This window comes from Brevundimonas sp. GW821-FHT12E07, assembly GCF_058807035.1.
Genome location: NZ_JBXAQH010000002.1, coordinates 512,094 through 529,874, shown reverse-complemented (window position 1 = coordinate 529,874; position 17,781 = coordinate 512,094). Strand labels below are relative to the sequence as shown.

The 17,781-nt window shown below is 69.0% G+C and carries 22 protein-coding genes; 15 read left to right on the top strand and 7 right to left on the bottom strand.

Going from position 1 to position 17,781, the window contains the following annotated elements:
• Positions 1–14 precede the first annotated feature (14 nt).
• Genes AC1ROD_RS10740 through AC1ROD_RS10730 form a run of 3 tightly spaced genes read left to right on the top strand, consistent with a single transcriptional unit; the run spans position 15 to position 3,353 of the window.
• Entirely contained in the window at positions 15–1,418 is a 1,404-nt protein-coding gene (locus tag AC1ROD_RS10740) for a pyridoxal-phosphate dependent enzyme (protein WP_492948232.1), read from the top strand.
• Position 1,419: 1 nt separating this feature from the next.
• The gene (locus AC1ROD_RS10735) at positions 1,420–2,187 is read left to right on the top strand and encodes a dienelactone hydrolase family protein (protein ID WP_492948231.1); all 768 of its coding nucleotides are present in this window, start codon (positions 1,420–1,422) and stop codon (positions 2,185–2,187) included.
• Positions 2,187–3,353 (top strand): cystathionine gamma-synthase, encoded by a 1,167-nt coding sequence (locus AC1ROD_RS10730; RefSeq protein WP_492948230.1) that lies wholly within the window; start codon positions 2,187–2,189, stop codon positions 3,351–3,353. The genes AC1ROD_RS10735 and AC1ROD_RS10730 overlap by 1 nt, the downstream gene beginning before the upstream one ends.
• Before the next feature lie 3 nt (positions 3,354–3,356).
• On the opposite strand, the gene AC1ROD_RS10725 is transcribed toward AC1ROD_RS10730, so the two are convergent.
• From AC1ROD_RS10725 to AC1ROD_RS10715, 3 genes are all read right to left on the bottom strand, one after another.
• Positions 3,357–4,100 (bottom strand): TorF family putative porin, encoded by a 744-nt coding sequence (locus tag AC1ROD_RS10725; protein ID WP_492948229.1) that lies wholly within the window; start codon positions 4,098–4,100, stop codon positions 3,357–3,359.
• 68 nt (positions 4,101–4,168) lie between these two features.
• Positions 4,169–4,678: a hypothetical protein gene (locus AC1ROD_RS10720; protein WP_492948228.1), complete on the bottom strand. Its 510-nt coding sequence runs from the start codon at positions 4,676–4,678 to the stop codon at positions 4,169–4,171.
• A 12-nt stretch (positions 4,679–4,690) separates the two neighbouring features.
• A complete protein-coding gene (locus AC1ROD_RS10715) occupies positions 4,691–5,623 on the bottom strand; it encodes an NAD(P)H-dependent flavin oxidoreductase (protein ID WP_492948227.1) in 933 nt (310 codons plus the stop codon).
• Positions 5,624–5,723: 100 nt separating this feature from the next.
• On the opposite strand from AC1ROD_RS10715, the gene queF reads away from it, so the two are divergent.
• Both queF and AC1ROD_RS10705 read left to right on the top strand, forming a co-directional pair.
• The gene (queF, locus tag AC1ROD_RS10710; RefSeq protein WP_492948226.1) at positions 5,724–6,185 is read left to right on the top strand and encodes a preQ(1) synthase; all 462 of its coding nucleotides are present in this window, start codon (positions 5,724–5,726) and stop codon (positions 6,183–6,185) included.
• Positions 6,186–6,547: 362 nt separating this feature from the next.
• Entirely contained in the window at positions 6,548–7,273 is a 726-nt protein-coding gene (locus AC1ROD_RS10705; protein WP_492948225.1) for a hypothetical protein, read from the top strand.
• Positions 7,274–7,475: 202 nt separating this feature from the next.
• Here the strand turns inward: AC1ROD_RS10705 and AC1ROD_RS10700 are convergent, their stop codons facing one another.
• Positions 7,476–8,360: an oxidoreductase gene (locus AC1ROD_RS10700; protein ID WP_492948224.1), complete on the bottom strand. Its 885-nt coding sequence runs from the start codon at positions 8,358–8,360 to the stop codon at positions 7,476–7,478.
• Between the two features lie 145 nt (positions 8,361–8,505).
• Between AC1ROD_RS10700 and AC1ROD_RS10695 the strand changes: the two genes are divergently transcribed.
• The gene (locus AC1ROD_RS10695) at positions 8,506–9,405 is read left to right on the top strand and encodes an AraC family transcriptional regulator (RefSeq protein ID WP_492948223.1); all 900 of its coding nucleotides are present in this window, start codon (positions 8,506–8,508) and stop codon (positions 9,403–9,405) included.
• Here the strand turns inward: AC1ROD_RS10695 and AC1ROD_RS10690 are convergent.
• Positions 9,402–10,013, bottom strand: a complete 612-nt coding sequence (locus AC1ROD_RS10690; RefSeq protein WP_492948222.1) for a nitroreductase family protein — start codon at positions 10,011–10,013, stop codon at positions 9,402–9,404. The two genes, AC1ROD_RS10695 and AC1ROD_RS10690, sit on opposite strands and share 4 nt — an antisense overlap.
• 45 nt (positions 10,014–10,058) lie before the next feature.
• Between AC1ROD_RS10690 and AC1ROD_RS10685 the strand changes: the two genes are divergently transcribed.
• The 3 genes from AC1ROD_RS10685 (at position 10,059) to AC1ROD_RS10675 (ending at position 12,011) form a co-directional block, all read left to right on the top strand.
• Positions 10,059–10,712, top strand: a complete 654-nt coding sequence (locus AC1ROD_RS10685) for an NUDIX domain-containing protein (protein WP_492948221.1) — start codon at positions 10,059–10,061, stop codon at positions 10,710–10,712.
• Between the two features lie 26 nt (positions 10,713–10,738).
• Positions 10,739–11,584, top strand: a complete 846-nt coding sequence (gene cysE / locus AC1ROD_RS10680) for a serine O-acetyltransferase (RefSeq protein WP_492948220.1) — start codon at positions 10,739–10,741, stop codon at positions 11,582–11,584.
• A gap of 214 nt (positions 11,585–11,798) precedes the next feature.
• Positions 11,799–12,011 carry a DUF3126 family protein gene (locus tag AC1ROD_RS10675; RefSeq protein ID WP_207932281.1) on the top strand — a complete coding sequence of 71 codons (213 nt, stop codon included), beginning with the start codon at positions 11,799–11,801 and terminating at the stop codon, positions 12,009–12,011.
• A 116-nt stretch (positions 12,012–12,127) separates the two neighbouring features.
• On the opposite strand, the gene AC1ROD_RS10670 is transcribed toward AC1ROD_RS10675, so the two are convergent.
• On the bottom strand, positions 12,128–12,775 hold the full coding sequence (locus AC1ROD_RS10670; protein ID WP_492948219.1) for a hypothetical protein: 648 nt from the start codon (positions 12,773–12,775) through the stop codon (positions 12,128–12,130).
• A gap of 88 nt (positions 12,776–12,863) precedes the next feature.
• Here AC1ROD_RS10670 and AC1ROD_RS10665 point away from each other — a divergent pair, with 88 nt between their 5' ends.
• The 5 genes from AC1ROD_RS10665 (at position 12,864) to AC1ROD_RS10645 (ending at position 15,620) form a co-directional block, all read left to right on the top strand.
• Positions 12,864–13,733, top strand: a complete 870-nt coding sequence (locus tag AC1ROD_RS10665; protein WP_492948218.1) for a 50S ribosomal protein L11 methyltransferase — start codon at positions 12,864–12,866, stop codon at positions 13,731–13,733.
• 68 nt (positions 13,734–13,801) lie between these two features.
• Complete coding sequence (locus tag AC1ROD_RS10660) at positions 13,802–14,263, top strand: hypothetical protein (RefSeq protein ID WP_492948217.1); 462 nt, start codon at positions 13,802–13,804, stop codon at positions 14,261–14,263.
• Positions 14,264–14,307: 44 nt separating this feature from the next.
• Positions 14,308–14,703: a DUF1489 family protein gene (locus AC1ROD_RS10655; protein ID WP_492948216.1), complete on the top strand. Its 396-nt coding sequence runs from the start codon at positions 14,308–14,310 to the stop codon at positions 14,701–14,703.
• Positions 14,704–14,761: 58 nt separating this feature from the next.
• A complete protein-coding gene (locus AC1ROD_RS10650) occupies positions 14,762–15,223 on the top strand; it encodes a hypothetical protein (RefSeq protein ID WP_492948215.1) in 462 nt (153 codons plus the stop codon).
• A gap of 25 nt (positions 15,224–15,248) precedes the next feature.
• A complete protein-coding gene (locus AC1ROD_RS10645; RefSeq protein WP_492948214.1) occupies positions 15,249–15,620 on the top strand; it encodes a VOC family protein in 372 nt (123 codons plus the stop codon).
• A 91-nt stretch (positions 15,621–15,711) separates the two neighbouring features.
• Here AC1ROD_RS10645 and AC1ROD_RS10640 read toward each other — a convergent pair whose 3' ends face one another.
• Positions 15,712–16,467 carry a tRNA1(Val) (adenine(37)-N6)-methyltransferase gene (locus AC1ROD_RS10640; protein WP_492948213.1) on the bottom strand — a complete coding sequence of 252 codons (756 nt, stop codon included), beginning with the start codon at positions 16,465–16,467 and terminating at the stop codon, positions 15,712–15,714.
• Between the two features lie 230 nt (positions 16,468–16,697).
• On the opposite strand from AC1ROD_RS10640, the gene AC1ROD_RS10635 reads away from it, so the two are divergent.
• On the top strand, positions 16,698–17,633 hold the full coding sequence (locus tag AC1ROD_RS10635; protein ID WP_492948447.1) for a polyprenyl synthetase family protein: 936 nt from the start codon (positions 16,698–16,700) through the stop codon (positions 17,631–17,633).
• Positions 17,634–17,781: the final 148 nt, after the last annotated feature.

Genomic DNA, 17,781 nt, shown 5'->3' with positions numbered 1-17,781 from the left:
TACGGAGTTCCTCCATGCCGATCGCTGACGCGCCCACCCTCAGCAAGCCCTCCGGCTCCCTGCTGGACCTGATCGGCAAGACGCCGATGGTCGAGGTGACGCGGATCGACACCGGCAAATGCCGCCTGTTCCTGAAGCTGGAGGCCCAGAACCCCGGCGGCTCGATCAAGGACCGCATCGCCCTGTCGATGATCGAGGCGGCCGAGAAGGAGGGCTGGCTCAAGCCCGGCGGCACCATCGTGGAGGCCACGGCGGGCAACACCGGTCTGGCCCTGACGCTGGTCGGCCAGAACAAGGGCTACAAGGTCCTGCTGGTCATCCCGGACAAGATGTCCAAGGAGAAGATCCAGCACCTGCGGGCCATGGGCGCCGATGTGCGGCTGACCCGGTCGGACGTGCCGCACGGCCACCCCGACTACTATACCGACATGGCCGAGCGCCTGGCCCAGCAGATCCCCGGCGGCTACTACGTCAACCAGTTCGCCAACGACGCCAACTCGGCGGCCCATGTGAAGACCACTGGGCCGGAGATCTGGGAGCAGCTGGATCACGACGTCGACGCCTTCGTCGCCGGCATCGGCTCGGGCGGCACCATCACCGGCACGGCCCAGTTCCTGAAGAGCGTGGGGTCGAAGGCCGAGATCATCCTGGCCGACCCGGTCGGATCGACCCTGGCGGGCATCGTCAACGACGGCGTGCCGGGGCCGGAGGGCAGCTACACCGTCGAGGGCATCGGCCAGAACTTCGTGCCGGACACCGCCGACATGAGCCTGATCGACAAGGCCTATTCGATCCCGGACGCCGAGGCGATCGCGGCGGTGCGCGAGCTGCTGCTCAAGGAGGGCATTCTGGCGGGCTCGTCCTCGGGCACCCTGCTGGCCACGGCCCTGCGCTGGTGCCGCGAGCAGACCGAGCCGAAGCGCTGCGTGACCCTGGTCTGCGACACGGGGGCCAAGTACCTGTCCAAGGTCTATAACGACGCCTGGCTGGCGGACCAGGGCCTCGGCGACGACCCGATCCAGGGCAACCTCGCCGATCTGATCAGCCGCAAGTACGCCGACGGCGAGGTGGTGGTGGCGGGGCCGACCGATAGCCTCGACAGCGCCTTCAAGCGGATGCGCTCCAACGATGTGTCCCAGTTGCCGGTCATTCAGGACGGCCGCCTGGTCGGCATCCTGGACGAGAGCGACATCGTCCACATCATGAACACCGACGAGATCACGCGGAAGGAGCGGTTCGCCAAGCCCGTCTCCTCGGCCATGACCCGCAATCTGGACACGGTGCAGGTCAATGAGCCGCTGGACGCCCTGATCCCCCTGTTCGACCGCGACCGGGTGGCCATCGTGCTGGACGGCGAGACCTTCGTCGGCCTGATCGCCCGCGTCGACCTGATCAACCACCTGAGCCTGAACCGGTAGGATGGATCTGACCCGCCGGACCGGTCTGGGACTGCTGGCGGCGGCGTCGGCGGCGTCGGCGGCGGCGTCGTTGGCGGCCCCGGTTCTGGCGCAAACGGCGGACGACGGCGTCACCACGGACCGGGTGACCTACCAGAGCAATGGCAAGACGATCCGCGCGATCGCCTTCCGGCCCGGGGCCAATGCGAACGGCATGGGGGTCGTCTACATCCACGGCTCCAACGGCATGGGGCTGGACCAGCTGGCCTTCGCGCGCCGGTTCGCGGCCGATGGCTATCTGTCGCTGGCTCCGACCTATCTGGATGCGGCCGAGGACGACATCGTGCGGCGCGAACCGACGATGGAGGCCTGGCGCGACTGCGCGCGTGACGGGGTCGAGTGGCTGATCGCTGAGGGCGTGGACCGGCGGCGCACGGGCGTCGTGGGCTATTCGCTGGGCTCCTACATCGCCGTCGACGGGGCGCTGCGGGACAGTCGGGCGGCGGCGGCGATCGCCGTCTGCGGCGGCTGGGACGTCTACATCCCCCGTCCGCCCGCGCGGCGCATCCCGGTGCTGATCATTCGCTCGGAGCACGACCGGGTGGTCTCGCCGGCCTCGACCCAGCGCTGGCGCGAGTTCCTGCTGGACGCCGACGTGCCCGTTCGTGTCCAGGTGACGCGCGGCGCCGGCCATCTGATGACCGCGGCCCAGTGGTCCGAAGTCTATGGTCGCAGCCAGACCTTCTTCGCCGAGCAGCTCGGCGTCTCTTCCGCCAGACAGGAGCCGTGATGGCCGACCTCAAGAACAGCAGCCAGGGCTTCTCGACCCGGGCCATCCACGCAGGACAGCGGCCCGACCCGACGACGGGCGCCGTCATGACGCCGATCTACGCCACCTCGACCTATGCCCAGGAGAGCCCGGGCGTGAACAAGGGCTATGAGTACGCGCGCGGCAAGAACCCGACGCGGGAGGCGTTCGAGGCCTGTATCGCCGATCTGGAGGGCGGGGTTCAGGCCTTCGGCTTCGCCAGCGGCATGGCGGCGACCTCGACGGCGCTGGAGCTGCTGGACGCCGGTTCGCACATCGTCACCGGCGACGACCTGTACGGCGGCTCCTGGCGGCTGTTCGAGCGGGTGCGGCGGCGTTCGATGGGGTTGGACTTCGCCTATGTCGACCTGTCGGACATCGCCGCGGTCGAGGCGGCCATCACGCCGAAGACGCGGATGTTGTGGGTCGAGACGCCGACCAACCCCCTGATGAAGATCGCCGACATCGCGGCCCTGTCGAAGGTGGCCAAGGCCCACGGCCTGCTGCTGATCGTCGACAACACCTTCGCCACCCCCTTCTGCCAGCAGCCGCTGGGTCTGGGCGCGGACGTCGTCATGCACTCGGCGACCAAGTACCTGAACGGCCATTCGGACATCATCGGCGGGGTGCTGGTGGCGGGGAATGCGGATGTCGCCAAGGAGCTGAAGTTCCTGCAGAACTCGGTCGGCGGGGTGATGGGGCCGTTCGACGCCTTCCTGGCCAACCGGGGGCTGAAGACCCTGGGCATCCGCATGAAGGCCCACTGCGAGAACGCCATGGCCGTGGCGCGCTGGCTGGAGGACCGCGCCGGGGTTCAGAAGGTCATCTATCCGGGTCTGGTCAGCCATCCGCAGCATGCGCTCGCCGCCAGCCAGATGAAGGGTTTCGGCGGGATGGTGACGGTGCTGATCGACGGCGATCTGGAGCGGACCAAACGGGTGCTGGAGAGCGTGAAGGTCTTCACCCTGGCCGAGTCGCTGGGCGGGGTGGAGAGCCTGGTCAACCACCCGGCCATCATGACCCACGCGAGCGTGCCCAAGGAGGTCCGCGAGGCCGGCGGCGTCACCGACAACCTGATCCGCCTGTCCGTGGGCGTGGAAGACGTCGAGGACCTGATCGCCGACCTGGATCAGGCGCTGTCGGTCTAGCCCTCAAAAGGCGTAGCTGAGGTCCGCGACGACGGTCGAGCCGTACTGCTCTTCGGAGGCGCCCGGGTCGGCGTTGGTGTCGTACCAGCGCAGGTCGAGGTTGAGCCGTTTGGTCATCGCCCAGGTCACGCCGGCGTTCCAGCCGGTGTAGTCGACCGAGTCCTGCTGCTCGCGACGGCCGATGGCGGCGGTGCCCTTGAGCCGATCAGTGAAGGCCCAGCCGAGGCGGGCCTCGATCCAGGTCCAGCGGCCGGTGGCCCCGGCGCCGTCCGGCGAGGTCTGGAACTGCAGGCGGCCGCTGGCCTTGCCGATGGCGCGGCTGACGTTCGCGGTGATCTCCCAGTTGTCCGGATCCGTGCCCGGGTCGGCGTCGATGCGCCACTGCCGCGTCACCGACAGGTCGAGGTCGAAGCCCGCGAGTTCGGGCTGGACGCCGATGAAGGTCTCGAGCTGCAGGGTCGAGCCGCTGGAGTCGATCGTCTCCGCGCCCGCGCCCGCATAGAAGAGGCCGCCCGCGCTCTCCCAGTCGGCGGAGCCGTAGGCATAGGGATCGCCCTGGGACTTGGAGGCGTCCTTGGAGCGGTTGTCCGTTCCGGCGCCGAGGGTGAAGGACCAGTCGCCGCGCGGCAGCAGGCGCGTCCGGTCCCCGTGGCTCTGGCCCTGGCTCCCATGCGGGAGGCTGGTCTGGGCCAGGGCGGGGGAGGCGGCGAAGGTCGCGAGCGCGATGAGGGCGAGAAGGCGGGTCATCACCCTCGCTTAGCCCCGTTCGGGGCGTCCGCGAATGGGGTCGCGACCTGAGGCCGCAACCGGGGCGCCTAGGGCGTGACCTTCCAGCCGTCGGCGGGGTTCACCCACTGGACCGTCGCGGTCAGCTCCGGATGGGCCACGCCGCCGATCTCGACGATGACGGTCATGGGGCCGTCGGCGTTGGCGGGATAGGTCGAGCAGAGGGGCTGGCCGCTCTTCAGGACATCGGGCAGACCGGCGATGATCTGGGGCCGCACAGCTTCCAGGGCGGCAGGCGGCAGGGGCTGGCCGTCGATCTCGATCTTCTCGATGTCGGAGGCCTTGAGGTCCTCGACCGAGCACTCCTTGCCGTCGCGGATCACAACCTTGCTGCGGGCCGACATGATGATGACAGGAGCGTCCTGAAGGCGGGTCCGGGCCAGGCTGGTGATCGATCCGTCCGCGCCGAACTCATAGCTCCCCAGGGCGCGGCACAGCTTCTGCGCCGGGACCGGGTCGTAGCACTGGACCTGACCCTGACGCGCGGGCGCCAGGGGGTCGGAACCGGCAAGGGTCAGCATCAGGGCCGTGGCGAGCATGGGAAGCCTCCGTCAGGCGACGCCGACCTTCGTGGCGAAGGCGGCCGAGGCCACAGCGTACTCGCTGCGCAGGCGGGCGACCAGTTCGGCGGCCGGGACCACGTCGTGGACGGTGCCCGCGCCCTGACCGGCGGACCAGACGGTCTTCCAGGCCCGGGCCTCTTCGCCCATGTCCAGCTTGTGCTCGGGCAGGGTCTTGGGGTCGATGCCGTTGGCTTCCAGCGACTTGATCATGAAGTTGGCCGGGATGCCCGAGACCGCCGGGGTGTGGATGATGTCGGTCGCGCCGGACTCGATGATCATCTCCTTGTACCCGTCCGACGCCATGGCCTCGGTCGTGTTGATGAAGCGGGTGCCCATATAGGCGAAGTCGGCGCCCATCATCAGGGCGGCGGCGACGTCCTGGCCGTTGGACAGACAGCCCGACAGGATGATGGTCCCCTTGAAGAACTCCCGCACCTCATTGACCAGGGCGAAGGGGTTGACGATGCCGGCGTGGCCGCCCGCGCCGTTGGCCACGAGGATCAGGCCGTCGACGCCGGCCTTGGCGGCGTTCTTCGCATGGCGGACGTTGGCGATGTCGTGGAAGACCACGCCGCCGTAGCCGTGGACGGCGTCGACCAGGTCCTTGACCGCGCCCAGCGAGGTGATGACCAGCGGCACCTTGTGCTCCACCGTCACCGCCAGGTCGGCCATCAGACGCTCGTTGGAGCCGTGGACGATGTGGTTGACGCCGAAGGCCGCGGCGTCGTCGTTGAGGCGCGACTTGATCTCGACCAGCCAGTCCCGATAGCCCTCGGTGGTGCGCTGGTTCAGCGAGGGGAAGGTGCCGATCACGCCCGCGTTGCAGCACTCGACCACCAGATCGGGCCCGGAGACGAGGAACATCGGCGCCTCGATGACCGGCAGTTTGAGGCCCTTCTGGAGGGAAGCGGGGATGGCCATGGACGTCTCCTCAGTTGTCTTTCGCTACGCTTAGCGGGGGTACGTTGGGTAAGGCAACGCCCCCTCCCATCCGGGGTGAGGATTATGCTAGGTCGCGGGCATGACCACAGACACCTCCGGCCTCTCCCAGCTCGGCGCCCAGACCGCGGCGCCGACCAGCCCCGAAACCGCCGTCCTGGAGCGGGTGCCCAACCCGCATTCGGACACCCTGTACCTGGCCCGGTTCACGGCGCCGGAGTTCACCAGCCTGTGCCCCGTCACGGGCCAGCCGGACTTCGCCCATATCGTCATCGACTATGCCCCGGGCGAGTGGCTGGTCGAGTCCAAGAGCCTGAAGCTCTATCTGACCAGCTTCCGCAATCACGGCGCCTTCCACGAAGACTGCACCGTCGCCATCGGCCGCAAGCTGGCCGACCTGCTGCAGCCGAAGTGGCTGAGGATCGGCGGCTACTGGTACCCGCGCGGCGGCATCCCCATCGACGTCTTCTGGCAGACGGGCGTCCCGCCCGAGGGCCTGTGGCTGCCCGACCAGGGCGTGCCGACCTATCGCGGACGGGGGTGATCACGGCGGCCGGTTTGCACTCGGAAAAAGCTTTGCACCCGAGTGCAATTCTGAATGTCGGTTGTGAGCCTGCGGGTTCAATCGATTGATAAAGCTGATGATTGAAGTTCGCGATTTCCGCGGACATGATTGCACTCGGGTGCAATCGCGTGCTCGCGGCGGCGGGACTGGATCAGCGATGTCAAAGACCGGATGAGGCCAGTCTACACCCGTTTGGACGGGCGCCGGACCGATGGGCGCCGAAGCTTCACACAGCCTTGATCGGCAAGGCGTTCGTCGGCGGGCGAATGCGGGGTCGAGGCCGCTTGACGGCCTCTCGCGGTGGTCGTCAATGTGGCGCTTCGCACATTCAGGATGAAGTGATGAGGCGTCGGTCGGTTGCGGTCGTGGGGGTCGGCGTCTGCCTGATCCTGGCCGGGTGCAAGGGGACGGCGGAAGAGGTGACGGCGCCTGAAAAGCCGTCGGCCAAGGTGGTTGCGACGGTCCAATCCGGCCCCGGCTGCGATAGCCCCGGCCAGCCCGAATGTCCGAGGCTGGCCCATGTGTCCGACGGGACGCCCGTCACCAACGAGGAGTACGGGATTCAGGCAGTGTTTCCCGTCGGTTCGAAGGTCTGCGAAGGCCTCAGTGGGTCGCATCCGCATGGCTTCTACACGCGTCTGGGCGATGACCGGATGGCGTGCCGGCCCAGCCGGGACCTGCCCAAGGTCAGCGCAATCAGCGTCTGGGCCGACTACAACACCGCTTTCTTTCGCAGTCCGGAAGAGCTCAGCGGCGAGGCCTGCCGCACGACGGGCGTCAGCGACCATCTGACTGCGCCGTACGGACAGCCGTTCCGGCTGAAAGGGTTCGCCTCGCGGGTCTGCGAACGCGCCGGGGCGAATGGAGGCTTCAGCATCGAAGTGACGGCCATGGCCGGTCGTTGGGGCGGTGATGACGCGGACGCGGACGCGCCCTATGTCATCTACACAGCCAGCCTGACCACGAGTCCCGATGCGCTGGCGGCCGACAAGGCGGTTTTCCAGCGGTTCCTCGACGGGCTGGTGCTGACGCCGCCGCGCCCGGTCGGTCCGGAGCCCCGGTCCTAACCCGGCCCGTGACGGTCCCAGCCGCCGGCGGGCGGGTTCAGGCCGTCGCCGCACCAGTCCAGAACCCCCGCGCAGGCGGTGAGGCCGAGCGAGGCGGCGGCGAGCAAAAGGACTGTATGCAGGCGCAGGCGGCGGACCATGTCTCACTCCCCTCCGAGGACCGAAGGGGAGTGAGCGCGTCGATTGGGGCGGGTTCGGGGCGTCAGCCCCAAGCGCCCGCCGCGGCTTCGGGGCGGAAGTCGAAGTCGCCGTCGGTGGACAGGGTCAGTTCCTTCCAGGCGTCGAGCTCGGCCTGAAGGCTGTTGATCTTGCCCTGGATCAGGCTGAGGCCGTCCGAGCCGGCGGCCCAGCGGACCGGCTGTTGCGGGGCGTTCACCAGGGTGACCAGCGCCTGGCCGAGTTTGGCCGGGTCGCCCGCCTGATTGCGGCTGCGGCCGTCGTAGAAGCTCTTCAGGGCGGCGGAGGCCTCGGCGTAGTCGGCGATGGGCGTGGTGCCGTGCTTGACCGATGTGGGCTCCAGGAAGTCGGTGCGGAAGAAGCCCGGCTCGACGATGGTCACCTGAATGCCGAAGCGGGCGACTTCCTGGGCGAGGGATTCCGAGAAGCCCTCGACCGCGAATTTGGAGGCGCAGTAAAGGGTCCCGCTCTCGCCGCCGACCATGCCGCCGATGGAGGAGACGTTGAAGATCCGGCCGGAGCGGTTGGCGCGCATCGAGGGCAGGACGGCGCGGGTGACCGCCATCAGGCCGAAGACATTGGTGTCGTACTGGCTCTGGGCGTCGGCGGCGGTGGTCTCCTCGAACAGGCCGAGGTGGCCGTAGCCGGCGTTGTTGACCAGCACGTCGATGCGGCCGAAGCGGGCGAGGGCGGCGTCGACGGCAGGCTGGGTGGCGGTCAGGTCGGCGACGTCGAGGGCGACCGAGAGGACCCGGTCGGAGTCCGGGCCGACGACCTTGATCAGGGCGTCGCGGTTGCGGCCGGCGACCACGACATTGTCGCCGGCGTCGAGAACGGCGCGGGCGATGGCGGCGCCGAGGCCGCGGGCTGCGCCGGTGATGAACCAGGTGCGGGGAGTGGTGTTCGTCATGTCCAAATCTCCTTGAGTTGGGATGACGGTCTTGTGCGCCTCAGGGACCGCGGGGACGTAGACGGATGCCGCCAGTCTCTTGCACGATCCTGCCAACCGAAGATGCGGGCTTGCGCGTGGAGGCCCGCAGGCGTTGAGTGTGGCTATGGAGCACTTGCACGAACTTGCCGCCCTGGTGCGGAGCCGACTGGGCGATGGTCCGCAGGACGGGACCGCGCCGATGCTGTTGCCGGGCATCAGCATCCTCGCCAGCGACATCGTCACCGACGCCCAGCAGATCGTCTATGAGCCCATGCTCTGCGTCATTCTGGAGGGGGCCAAACAGACGACCCTGGGCAGCGAGAGCCATGCCTATCGGGCGGGGGACTATCTGGTGGTCTCGGCCGATCTGCCGGTCAGCGGACAGGTGCTGACGGCGCCCTATCTGGCCCTCGGGCTGCCGCTGGATCCGGCGACGGCGGCGGAGCTGCTGATCGAGACCGAGGGCGGTCTGGCGGCGGACGAGACCCCGATCCGGGCCCTGGCGGTCAGCGCCATGGACGCCGAGATGGTGGATACGGTGACCCGTCTGGTGCGGCTGCTGGACCGGCCGGGCGATGCGGCGGTGCTGGCCCCGATGATCCGGCGCGAGCTGCTGTGGCGGCTGATGCAGGGCGAGCATGCGGCCATGGTGCGCCAGATCGCGGCCGTCGACGGGCGGCTGGCCCAGGTCAAGCGGGCGATCCGCTGGATCCGCACCCACTATGCCGAGCCGATGACCATCGGCGGTCTGGCGGAGCTGGCGGGGATGAGCGAGACCTCGCTGCATCGCCACTTCAAGGCCGTCACCTCGATGAGCCCGCTGCAGTACCAGAAGCAGGTGCGGCTGCAGGAGGCGCGCAACCGGTTGCTGGGGCAGGGGGGCGATATCGCCGGGGTCGGTTTCGCCGTCGGCTATGACAGCCCCAGCCAGTTCAGCCGGGAGTACAGCCGCCAGTTCGGCCGCCCGCCGGGGCGGGATCTGGAGCGGTTGCGGGCCGATCCATCGCTGGCCGTTGTGATCTAGGGAAGCGTGATCGTCAGGGTCGAGAGGTCGGGGCGGACGCGTTCGAGCGGGGCCTCGGCGGTCGTGCCGATATGGATGAAGCCGGCGACCTTTTCACCCGCCTTCACGCCAAGGATTTCAAGCGCTTCGGCGTCATAGCTGTACCAGTCTGTGATCCAGCAGGCGGCGTAACCGAGCGCATCTGCGGCGTGTTCGATGTTCATGCAGACGGCGCCGGACGAGAGCTCCTGTTCCCAGACCGGCTTGGGGCCGGGGGCGGCGGTGGAGACGACGAGGATGGAGACGGGTGCGGCGGTCAGCTTGGCCAGCACCGCCTGGGCCTTGCCGCCGAGGCCCTGACGCACGGCGAGGGCGGAGAGGCGTTCGGCGAGGTCGGCGCGGGTCACCGGACCCATGACGACAAACCGCCAGGGGAAGAGCTTGCCATGGTCGGGGGTGCGGGCGCCGAGGCGGAGGATTTCGGCGACCTCCTCGGCGTTTGGGCCGGGGGCGGTCAGGGTCTGGGCGGGCGCCGAGCGGCGGGTCGAGAGCCGGTTCAGAAGCTCCTGCGAGCGGACGGGCTGGGGCAGGAGGTCGCCGAGATCGGCCGCTTTCGGGAATTGGGTCATGCCGCCTAGCTAGGCGCGGGAGGCGGCTTGCGCCATAGGTCGGGGGTGACCGACGACGCTGAAAATATCACCCCGGAACCGCAACCGATCCCCGCCTGGGCGGAGGGGCTGCCGGCGACGCCCGGCTGGCAGGATCTGGAGCGCAAGGTCGCCTATCAGAATCCCTGGGTGACGGTGACGGAACATCGGGCTCTGGCGCCGACCGGCAACGAGGTCGTCTATGGCGTGCTGAGGCCGAAGAGCGTGGCGACGGGAGTGCTGCCGGTCCATTCGGACGGGACGGTGACCCTGGTCGGACAGGCGCGCTTCGCCCTGATGAACTACTCCTGGGAGATGCCCGAGGGCGGGGCGCCGTTCGGAGAGAACCCGTTCATCGGCGTGCAGCGCGAACTGGCCGAGGAGGCGGGGCTGAGGGCGCGGAGCTGGCTCCACTGTCTGACGATGGAGCTGTCCAACTCGGTCACCGACGAGATGGCCATGGCGTGGATCGCCTGGGACCTGAGCCCGGTTCCGACCGATCCGGACCCGACCGAGGTGATGACGGTGGTCCGCGTGCCCTTCCTGAACCTGATCCACGAGATCGGACGCGGGGCGATCCGGGATTCGTTTACGGTGGCGACAGCTTATCGGGCGTACCATATGGCGAAGGAGGGGCTTCTGCCCGGTTGGCTGGCGCACGCCATGCTGACGCGGGTATAGTCCCTGACGACCGGAGCCGTGCAGACATGACCCAACCGAAGCTAGAGGTGATCGCCGGACAGGACGCGACGACCGGGTCGTCGTCGACCTGGGCGCAGCTGCGCGCCTCGGCCGAGGAGGCCGCGCGCAGCGAGCCGCATCTGGGTTCGATGATGAATGCGACCATCCTGTCGCACCTGGATCTGGCCAACTCCCTGAGCTTCCAGATCGCGCGCAAGATCGGCGACGCCGAGCTGGCCCCGATGAGCGTGCGCGAGGTCTGCGCCTTCGCCTTCTGGTCCGATCCCTCGATCGTGGCCGCCGCCGAGGCCGATCTGCAGGCCGTCGCCGAGCGCGATCCGGCGATCCGGTCGCTGCTGCAGCCGTTCCTCTATTTCAAGGGCTTCCAGGCGCTGCAGGCGTCGCGAGTGGCTCACTGGCTGTGGACCCAGGGGCGCGAGACCCTGGCCTTCCACTTCCAGAGCCGCATCTCCGAGCTTTTCCAGATCGACATCCACCCGGGCGCGAAGCTGGGCAAGGGGCTGTTCCTCGACCACGGCACGGGCATCGTCATCGGCGAGACGGCGGTGGTCGGCGACGAGGTCTCGATGCTGCACGGGGTGACCCTGGGCGGGACCGGGGCCGAGCGCGGCGACCGCCACCCCAAGATCGGCAAGGGCGTGCTGCTGGGCGCCGGAGCCAAGGTGCTGGGCAATATCGAGATCGGCGACTACGCCAAGGTGGCCTCGGGCTCGGTGGTGCTGAAGCCCGTGCCGTCGGGCTGCACCGTCGCGGGCGTGCCGGCGCGGCTGGTCAACTGCCCCACGGGCGCCGAGCCGGCCCGGACGATGGATCACACCCTGGCCGACGTGGTCTACGACTTCTCGATCTAGTTCTCCTCCCCATCGCAGATGGGGAGGTGGCTCGAAGCGCGGCGAAGAGACGGAGGGGCTCTTGCTTTCCCGCCGCGACATCGGCCGCCGAGCGTGTTTCCACAAAGAACCCCCTCCACCACGACGCGAAGGCGCGTCGCGGTCCCCCTCCCCATTGCTGCGCAATGGTGAGGAGACTAGGGTCCGGCCGCAATTCAACTCCCGAGGCTCCCCGATGAACACCAACGACATGAAGCGCATCGAGACGCATCTGAAGAAGACCTTCAACACGGGCGGCATCATCGTGAAGCCCCGTCCCAAGGTGAACGACTCGGCCGAGGTCTATGTCGGCGATGAGTTCGTCGGCGTGGTCTTCGACGACGAGGACGAGGACGGCAGCTTCATGTTCGAAATGGCCATCCTGTCGGAAGACCTGCCGAGCGACTGATCGGTCCGCACCGCGGACAAAGAAAAACCCCCGGGCGGTTCGCACCGCCCGGGGGTTTCTTTTTGTTGGCCTACCGCGCTTCGCGCTACTTGAGGCCGGGCCTGAGCCCGATCAGATCAGCGCTTGCCGAAGATGGCGTCGGCGATCTTGTCGAGGAAGCTCTTGGGCTTGGCAGGAGCGGGGGCCGGAGCAGCAGCCGGAGCGGGCTTGGGCGCCGGAGCGGCGGCCGGGGTCGGCGTGGGGGCCGGGGCGGCGGCGACCGGAGCGGGCTTCGGAGCCTCGACCGGCTTCGGAGCCGGGGCGACGACGGCGGGCTTGGCGGCGGCGGGCTTGGGCGCGGCGGCCTTCGGGGCAGCCTTCGGAGCCGCCTTGGGCGCGGCCTTCGCAGCCGGCTTGGCGGCGACCTTGGTGGCGGGCTTCGCAGTGGCCTTCGGCGCAGCGGCCGGCTTCGCAGCGGGCTTGGCGGCAGCCTTGGGAGCGGCCTTCACGGCAGCGGGCTTGGCGGCGGGTTTCGCAGCGGCCTTCGGCGCGGCCTTGGCGGCGGCGGGCTTGGCGGCGGCCTTCGGAGCAGCGGTCTTGGCGGCGGCAGCCTTCGGGGCGGCCTTCGGAGCAGCCTTGGCGGCCGGCTTCGGGGCGGCCTTGGCGGCTACGGCCGGAGCGGCTTTTGCGGCTGCAGGCTTCGCGGCGCTCGACTTTGCCGCCGGTTTGGGCTTGGAAGCGGCGGCGGGTTTCGCCGACGCGGGTTTGGATGGTGCTTTAGCCATAGAACTCGCCGACCCCTCGGTTGGAATGGACGCGCATCACGCGCGTCCGCAATTGCATCGATTCGATATAGTACTGGCCTTTAACAAAATGTCCCAAACCGCAGTTCAGATAATCGCACACGGTTCTCGCGCCGCCGCCGAGGCCGCCGCGGAGGCGCTCGACGCCGACGTCATGCTGGAAGGCGCGACCTATTCGATCCTCGAGGAAGATGAGGACAAGGGCATCTGGCGCATCGACGCCTTCCCGACGACGGATGAGGAGTCCGAAGGCATCCAGGCGCGGCTGGCCGAGCATCCCGATGTGACGGTGAAGGTCGAGGTCCTGGCCGACGCCGACTGGCTGGCCATGTCTCTGTCGGGCCTGCCGCCGGTGAAGGCCGGGCGGTTCTTCGTCTACGGCGCCCACGACCAGGGTCTGGTGCCGGCCAGCGCCGTGGCCCTGAAGATCGATGCGGGCGCCGCTTTCGGCACGGGACACCACGGCACGACCGTCGGCTGTCTGCTGGCCTATGACGAACTGCTCAAGCGCGAGACCTTCGAACGCGTGCTGGACGTCGGCTGCGGCACGGGCGTGCTGGCCATCGCGGCGGCCAAGACCGGCAGCCGCATCGCCGTCGGCACCGACATCGACGCGCCCTCGGTCCGCATCGCCAATGAGAACGCCAAGCTGAACATGGCCAAGGCCCGCTTCGTCCACGCCTCGGGCCTGAACGACCGGATGGTGCGCAAGGACGGGCCCTATGATCTGGTGTTCGCCAACATCCTGGCCCCGCCGCTGGTGGCCCTGTCGCAGGACATCAAGCTGGCGCTGCGCCTCGGCGGGGTGGCCATCCTGTCGGGCCTGCTGCGGACCCAGGAGCGGCGGGTGACGGCGGCCTATCTGTCCAAGGGATTCCGGCTGGAGCGGCGCATCCACCGCGACGCCTGGAGCGCCCTGGTCCTGCGCCGGATGGGTTAACGGGACGCCCCTTGGGGAACCGCCGTCGTCAGGGGCCGTTTCGGCGGTTCAGTGGCGGGAGGAACCCCATGACCCAGTACGACCCCAATCCCGATCCGGCGCGGCCCCTGCCGGGCGAGCCCGTCTACAGCGAGACCGTCATCGTTCGACGCGAGTCGTCCAATACCGGCTGGTGGATCGCCGGCGGGCTGGCGATGCTGATCATCGTCGCTGTGATGTGGATCCTGTTCGCGCGCGGCGCAGAGCCCGTGACCGACGACAGCGAGGCGCGGCTGGCCGAGGCCCAGGCGGCCCAGGCCGTCGCCGAAGCCCAGGCCTCCTCGAACGTCGCCGCCGTCCAGGGACAGATCGCCGGCGGGCAGCAGAGCGTCGCCCTGGCGCGGGCCGACGCCGCCCGGGCCCAGGCCGAGGCCCAGCGCGCCGACAGCGAAGCCCGCGCCGCCGAGGCCCGTGCGGCGGCTCCGGCCGTCGTCACCCCGGCGCCGTCGAGCGGTGTGGCGGTTGTTACGCCCAACGCGCCCCAACCCTAAGGTCGCGCTTGCCCTGAAGGGGGCAGGAGTGCCAGAGGCGGAGGATGCCTCTGCACATGATCAAGCTCAGCGTCGGCGTGGACAACGTCGAATGGCTGGAGGAACGCGCCCGCAAGGGGCCGCTGGTCGTCCATACCCGGATGACGCCCAAGCGGGCGGCGGAGATGGAGGACGGCGGCTCCCTCTATTGGGTGACCAAGGGCGTCATCCAGTGCCGCATGCCGATCGTCGACATCACCACGCGCGGGGAGGGCAAGGCCAGCGAATGCCTGATCACCCTGGCCCCAGAAGTGATCCGCACGGCCCCGCAGGCGCGCAGGCCATTCCAGGGCTGGCGCTATCTGGAGCCGAGGGACGCCCCGGTCGACCTGACGACGATGGACGCGGGCGACCTGCCCGACGATCTGGCGATCCAGCTGCGCGAGATGGGCGCCTGGTAGCGGGTGGATGTGAGGCGGTCGAACTGCCTATGATGCCGGGAGCAAACCGGAGGGCGTGATGAGGACCCTGATCGTGCTGGCCGTGGCGACGCTTGGGTTCGCCGCCCCATGCGAGGCGAGCGAGCTCACCGGGCCGGGACGATTCTGCGGCTATTCCCCGATCATCGACCTTTTGCCCGGCGAGAAGGTGACGACCCTCGACAGCGGCATTCATGCCGGAAGCTTTCGTTGGGAGGGCGCATTCGGATCGCTCAAGGTCGATGGAATAGGTTGGGCCAGCCGCCCGACCGGATCGATCGTCGAGGCGCAGGCCGGCCCCAGGCCGGCGAGATTCGCGGAGCGCCTCGCGGACGGTCGTTATGTCGTCGCCATCTGGAATGGCGCGAACGGCGCCGCCTATTTCAGTTCTGACGCCCCCCTGACACCGGACCAGATCGAGGCCATCGGCCGGGTGACCCTGTTCGAGGAGGGGGAGACTCCGTCGGGCTGCAAGTTACGCACGCTGTTCGTCTGGGAGTAGGGTGAGCCTCAACGAGGAGCCCGTCATGACCGCAACCTTCGGCCAGTGCTGCTATGTCATCGCCGTCCATGATGTGGCGGCGTCGCAGGCGTATTTCGTCGACAAGCTGGCGTTCGAGCCGCTGGAGATCGACGCGCCCGGCTGGCGGTTCGTGCAGCGGGGCACAGCGCGGTTCGACATGGGCGAATGCATCGGCGTGCCCGAGGCGAGCACCCTGGGCGACCATTCGTGGATCGCGCGGATCTTCGTCGAGGGGCTGGACGACTATGCCGCCGAGATCGCGCCGCGCGGGGCGGAGATCCTGAACGGGCCGGCCGACAAGCCGTGGGGACTGCGCGAGATGGCTGTGCGCACGCCGGACGGGCACCGGATCATGTTCTGCGAGGTGATGTCCTGAAGCGAGCGATGTCAGACGCCGCGTCGCCCCCTCCGTCACGCCGCCAAGCGGCGGCGCGCCACCTCCCCATGCTGCGCACGGGGAGGAGACCCTAAAGCTCGAGCCCGGCCTCGCCCCGGAGAATCGCCTCGGCCTCGGGGGTGTGTTTGGCGCCGGATCGGTCGTGGAGGATCAGGGCGGGGAGGAGCTTCAGGGGCGCGCGGCCGGTGCGGACGGCCTGGATCAGGACGCGCTTGGCGGGCTGATCGGCGAAGGGCTGGATGGGCAGGATGGTGAAGGAGCCCGCCTTTTCGCTGAGGGTGGACAAAATGTCCGCCAGACGGTCGGCGCGATGAATCATCAGAATCCGGCCGCCTTCGCGCGTTGCCTTGAGCAGCAGGGACGACCAGGCGGCGAGGCCGTCGTCGGCCATCCAGGCGCCGCGCTTGCCGGGGGCAGGGGCGCGCAGGGCGCCCGCATCGTCGAAGAAGGGCGGGTTGGAGACGGCCCAGTCGAAGGGTTTGAGATCCAGAGGCCGGAAGCCGTCGGCGACGTCGCCGGTCAGGACCGTCATGCGGCCCTCAAACCCGTTCAGGGCGGCGTTCTCGCGGGCGAGGGCGGCGGCGGCGGGGTCACGCTCCAGCCCGGTCAGGAGGGTATCGGGACGCCGGGCGGCGACCTGGGTCAGGACGGCGCCGGCGCCGCAGCCGGCCTCGAAGACCCGGTCGCCCGGCTTTGCATTGACGGCGGCGGCGAGGATGGCGGCGTCCATCCCGGCGCGGTAACCGCTCACCGGCTGGCGCAGCCGGACGCGACCGCCCAGCAGGGCGCTTTCGGCGACCTCCGTTCCCGGGGATTCCGATGTCAATACGGACGTCACGCGGCTTGACCCATCATGGCCCGACCACCATTGTCCCGCCAATCGGCCTGTCGCAAGACGGGACGACTTCTGACGGGCGTTTCCCCCCTTTTGACGCCCGGGTTTCGAAAGAGTTTTGCGTGGACGCCGTCACCCTGACATCCGATCGGCCCTCAGACGGGTTCGGCGCCCGTCCCAAGGGCGACGTCGAGGCCCTGGCGCGTCTGGCCCAGGCCGATATGGCCGCCGTCGACGCCCTGATCATCGACCGGATGCAGTCCGACGTGCCGGTGATTCCGCTGCTGGCCGAGCATATCGTGGCGGCGGGCGGCAAGCGGATGCGGCCCCTGATCACCGTCGCGGCCGCGCGCGCCGCCGGTGGAGACATCGAGCATCCGCTGAAACTGGCCGCCTCGGTCGAGTTCATCCACACCGCCACCCTGCTGCACGACGACGTCGTGGACGGGTCGGAGCGGCGGCGCGGCAAGGTCGCGGCCCATCTGATCTGGGGCTCGGCGACGAGCGTCCTGGTCGGCGACTTCCTGTTCGCGCGGGCCTTCGAGTTGATGGTCGAGACCGGCCAGATGCGGGCCCTGGGCATTCTGGCGCGGGCGTCCAGCGTGATCGCGGCCGGCGAGGTGCTGCAGCTGACGCGCGCCCACGACCTGAACCTGGATCAGGACACCTATCTGCAGATCATCTCGGCCAAGACGGCCGAACTGTTCGCCGCGGCGGCCGAGGCCGGGGCGGTGGGCGCGGGCGCCGACGACGCGACCGTGGCGGCGCTCAGGGCCTATGGGCTGAACCTGGGTCTGGCCTTCCAGCTGGCCGACGACGCCCTGGACTACGGCGGCTCAAGCGAGGCGCTGGGCAAAAACGCCGGCGACGACTTCCGCGAAGGCAAGGTCACCCTGCCGCTGCTGCTGGCCATGGCCAAAACCAAGGGGCGCGAGGACGCCTTCTGGGATCGGACCATCACCAAGGGTGAACGCACCGAGGACGACTTCCGCCGGGCGCGCGAGCTGATCATCGGCACCGGATCGGTGACGGCGACGCTGGATACGGCCGGGGACTATGCCGACGCGGCCAAGGCGGCCCTGCGGGTGCTGCCGCAGAGCGACTGGCGCGACGCGCTGGATCAGCTGGCGGACTTCGCCGTCAGCCGCGCGGCCTGATCTCAAAACAGGGAAAAGCGCCCGGGCCGCGTGGGCCGGGCGCCGGACAGCCGAAGGCGTCGCGTCTCAGGTCAGCCTGAGAACCGCGTGGGCGATCTCGCGCCAGAACACGCCGCAAACCATTCCTGCCAGCAGCAGTCCCGCGACG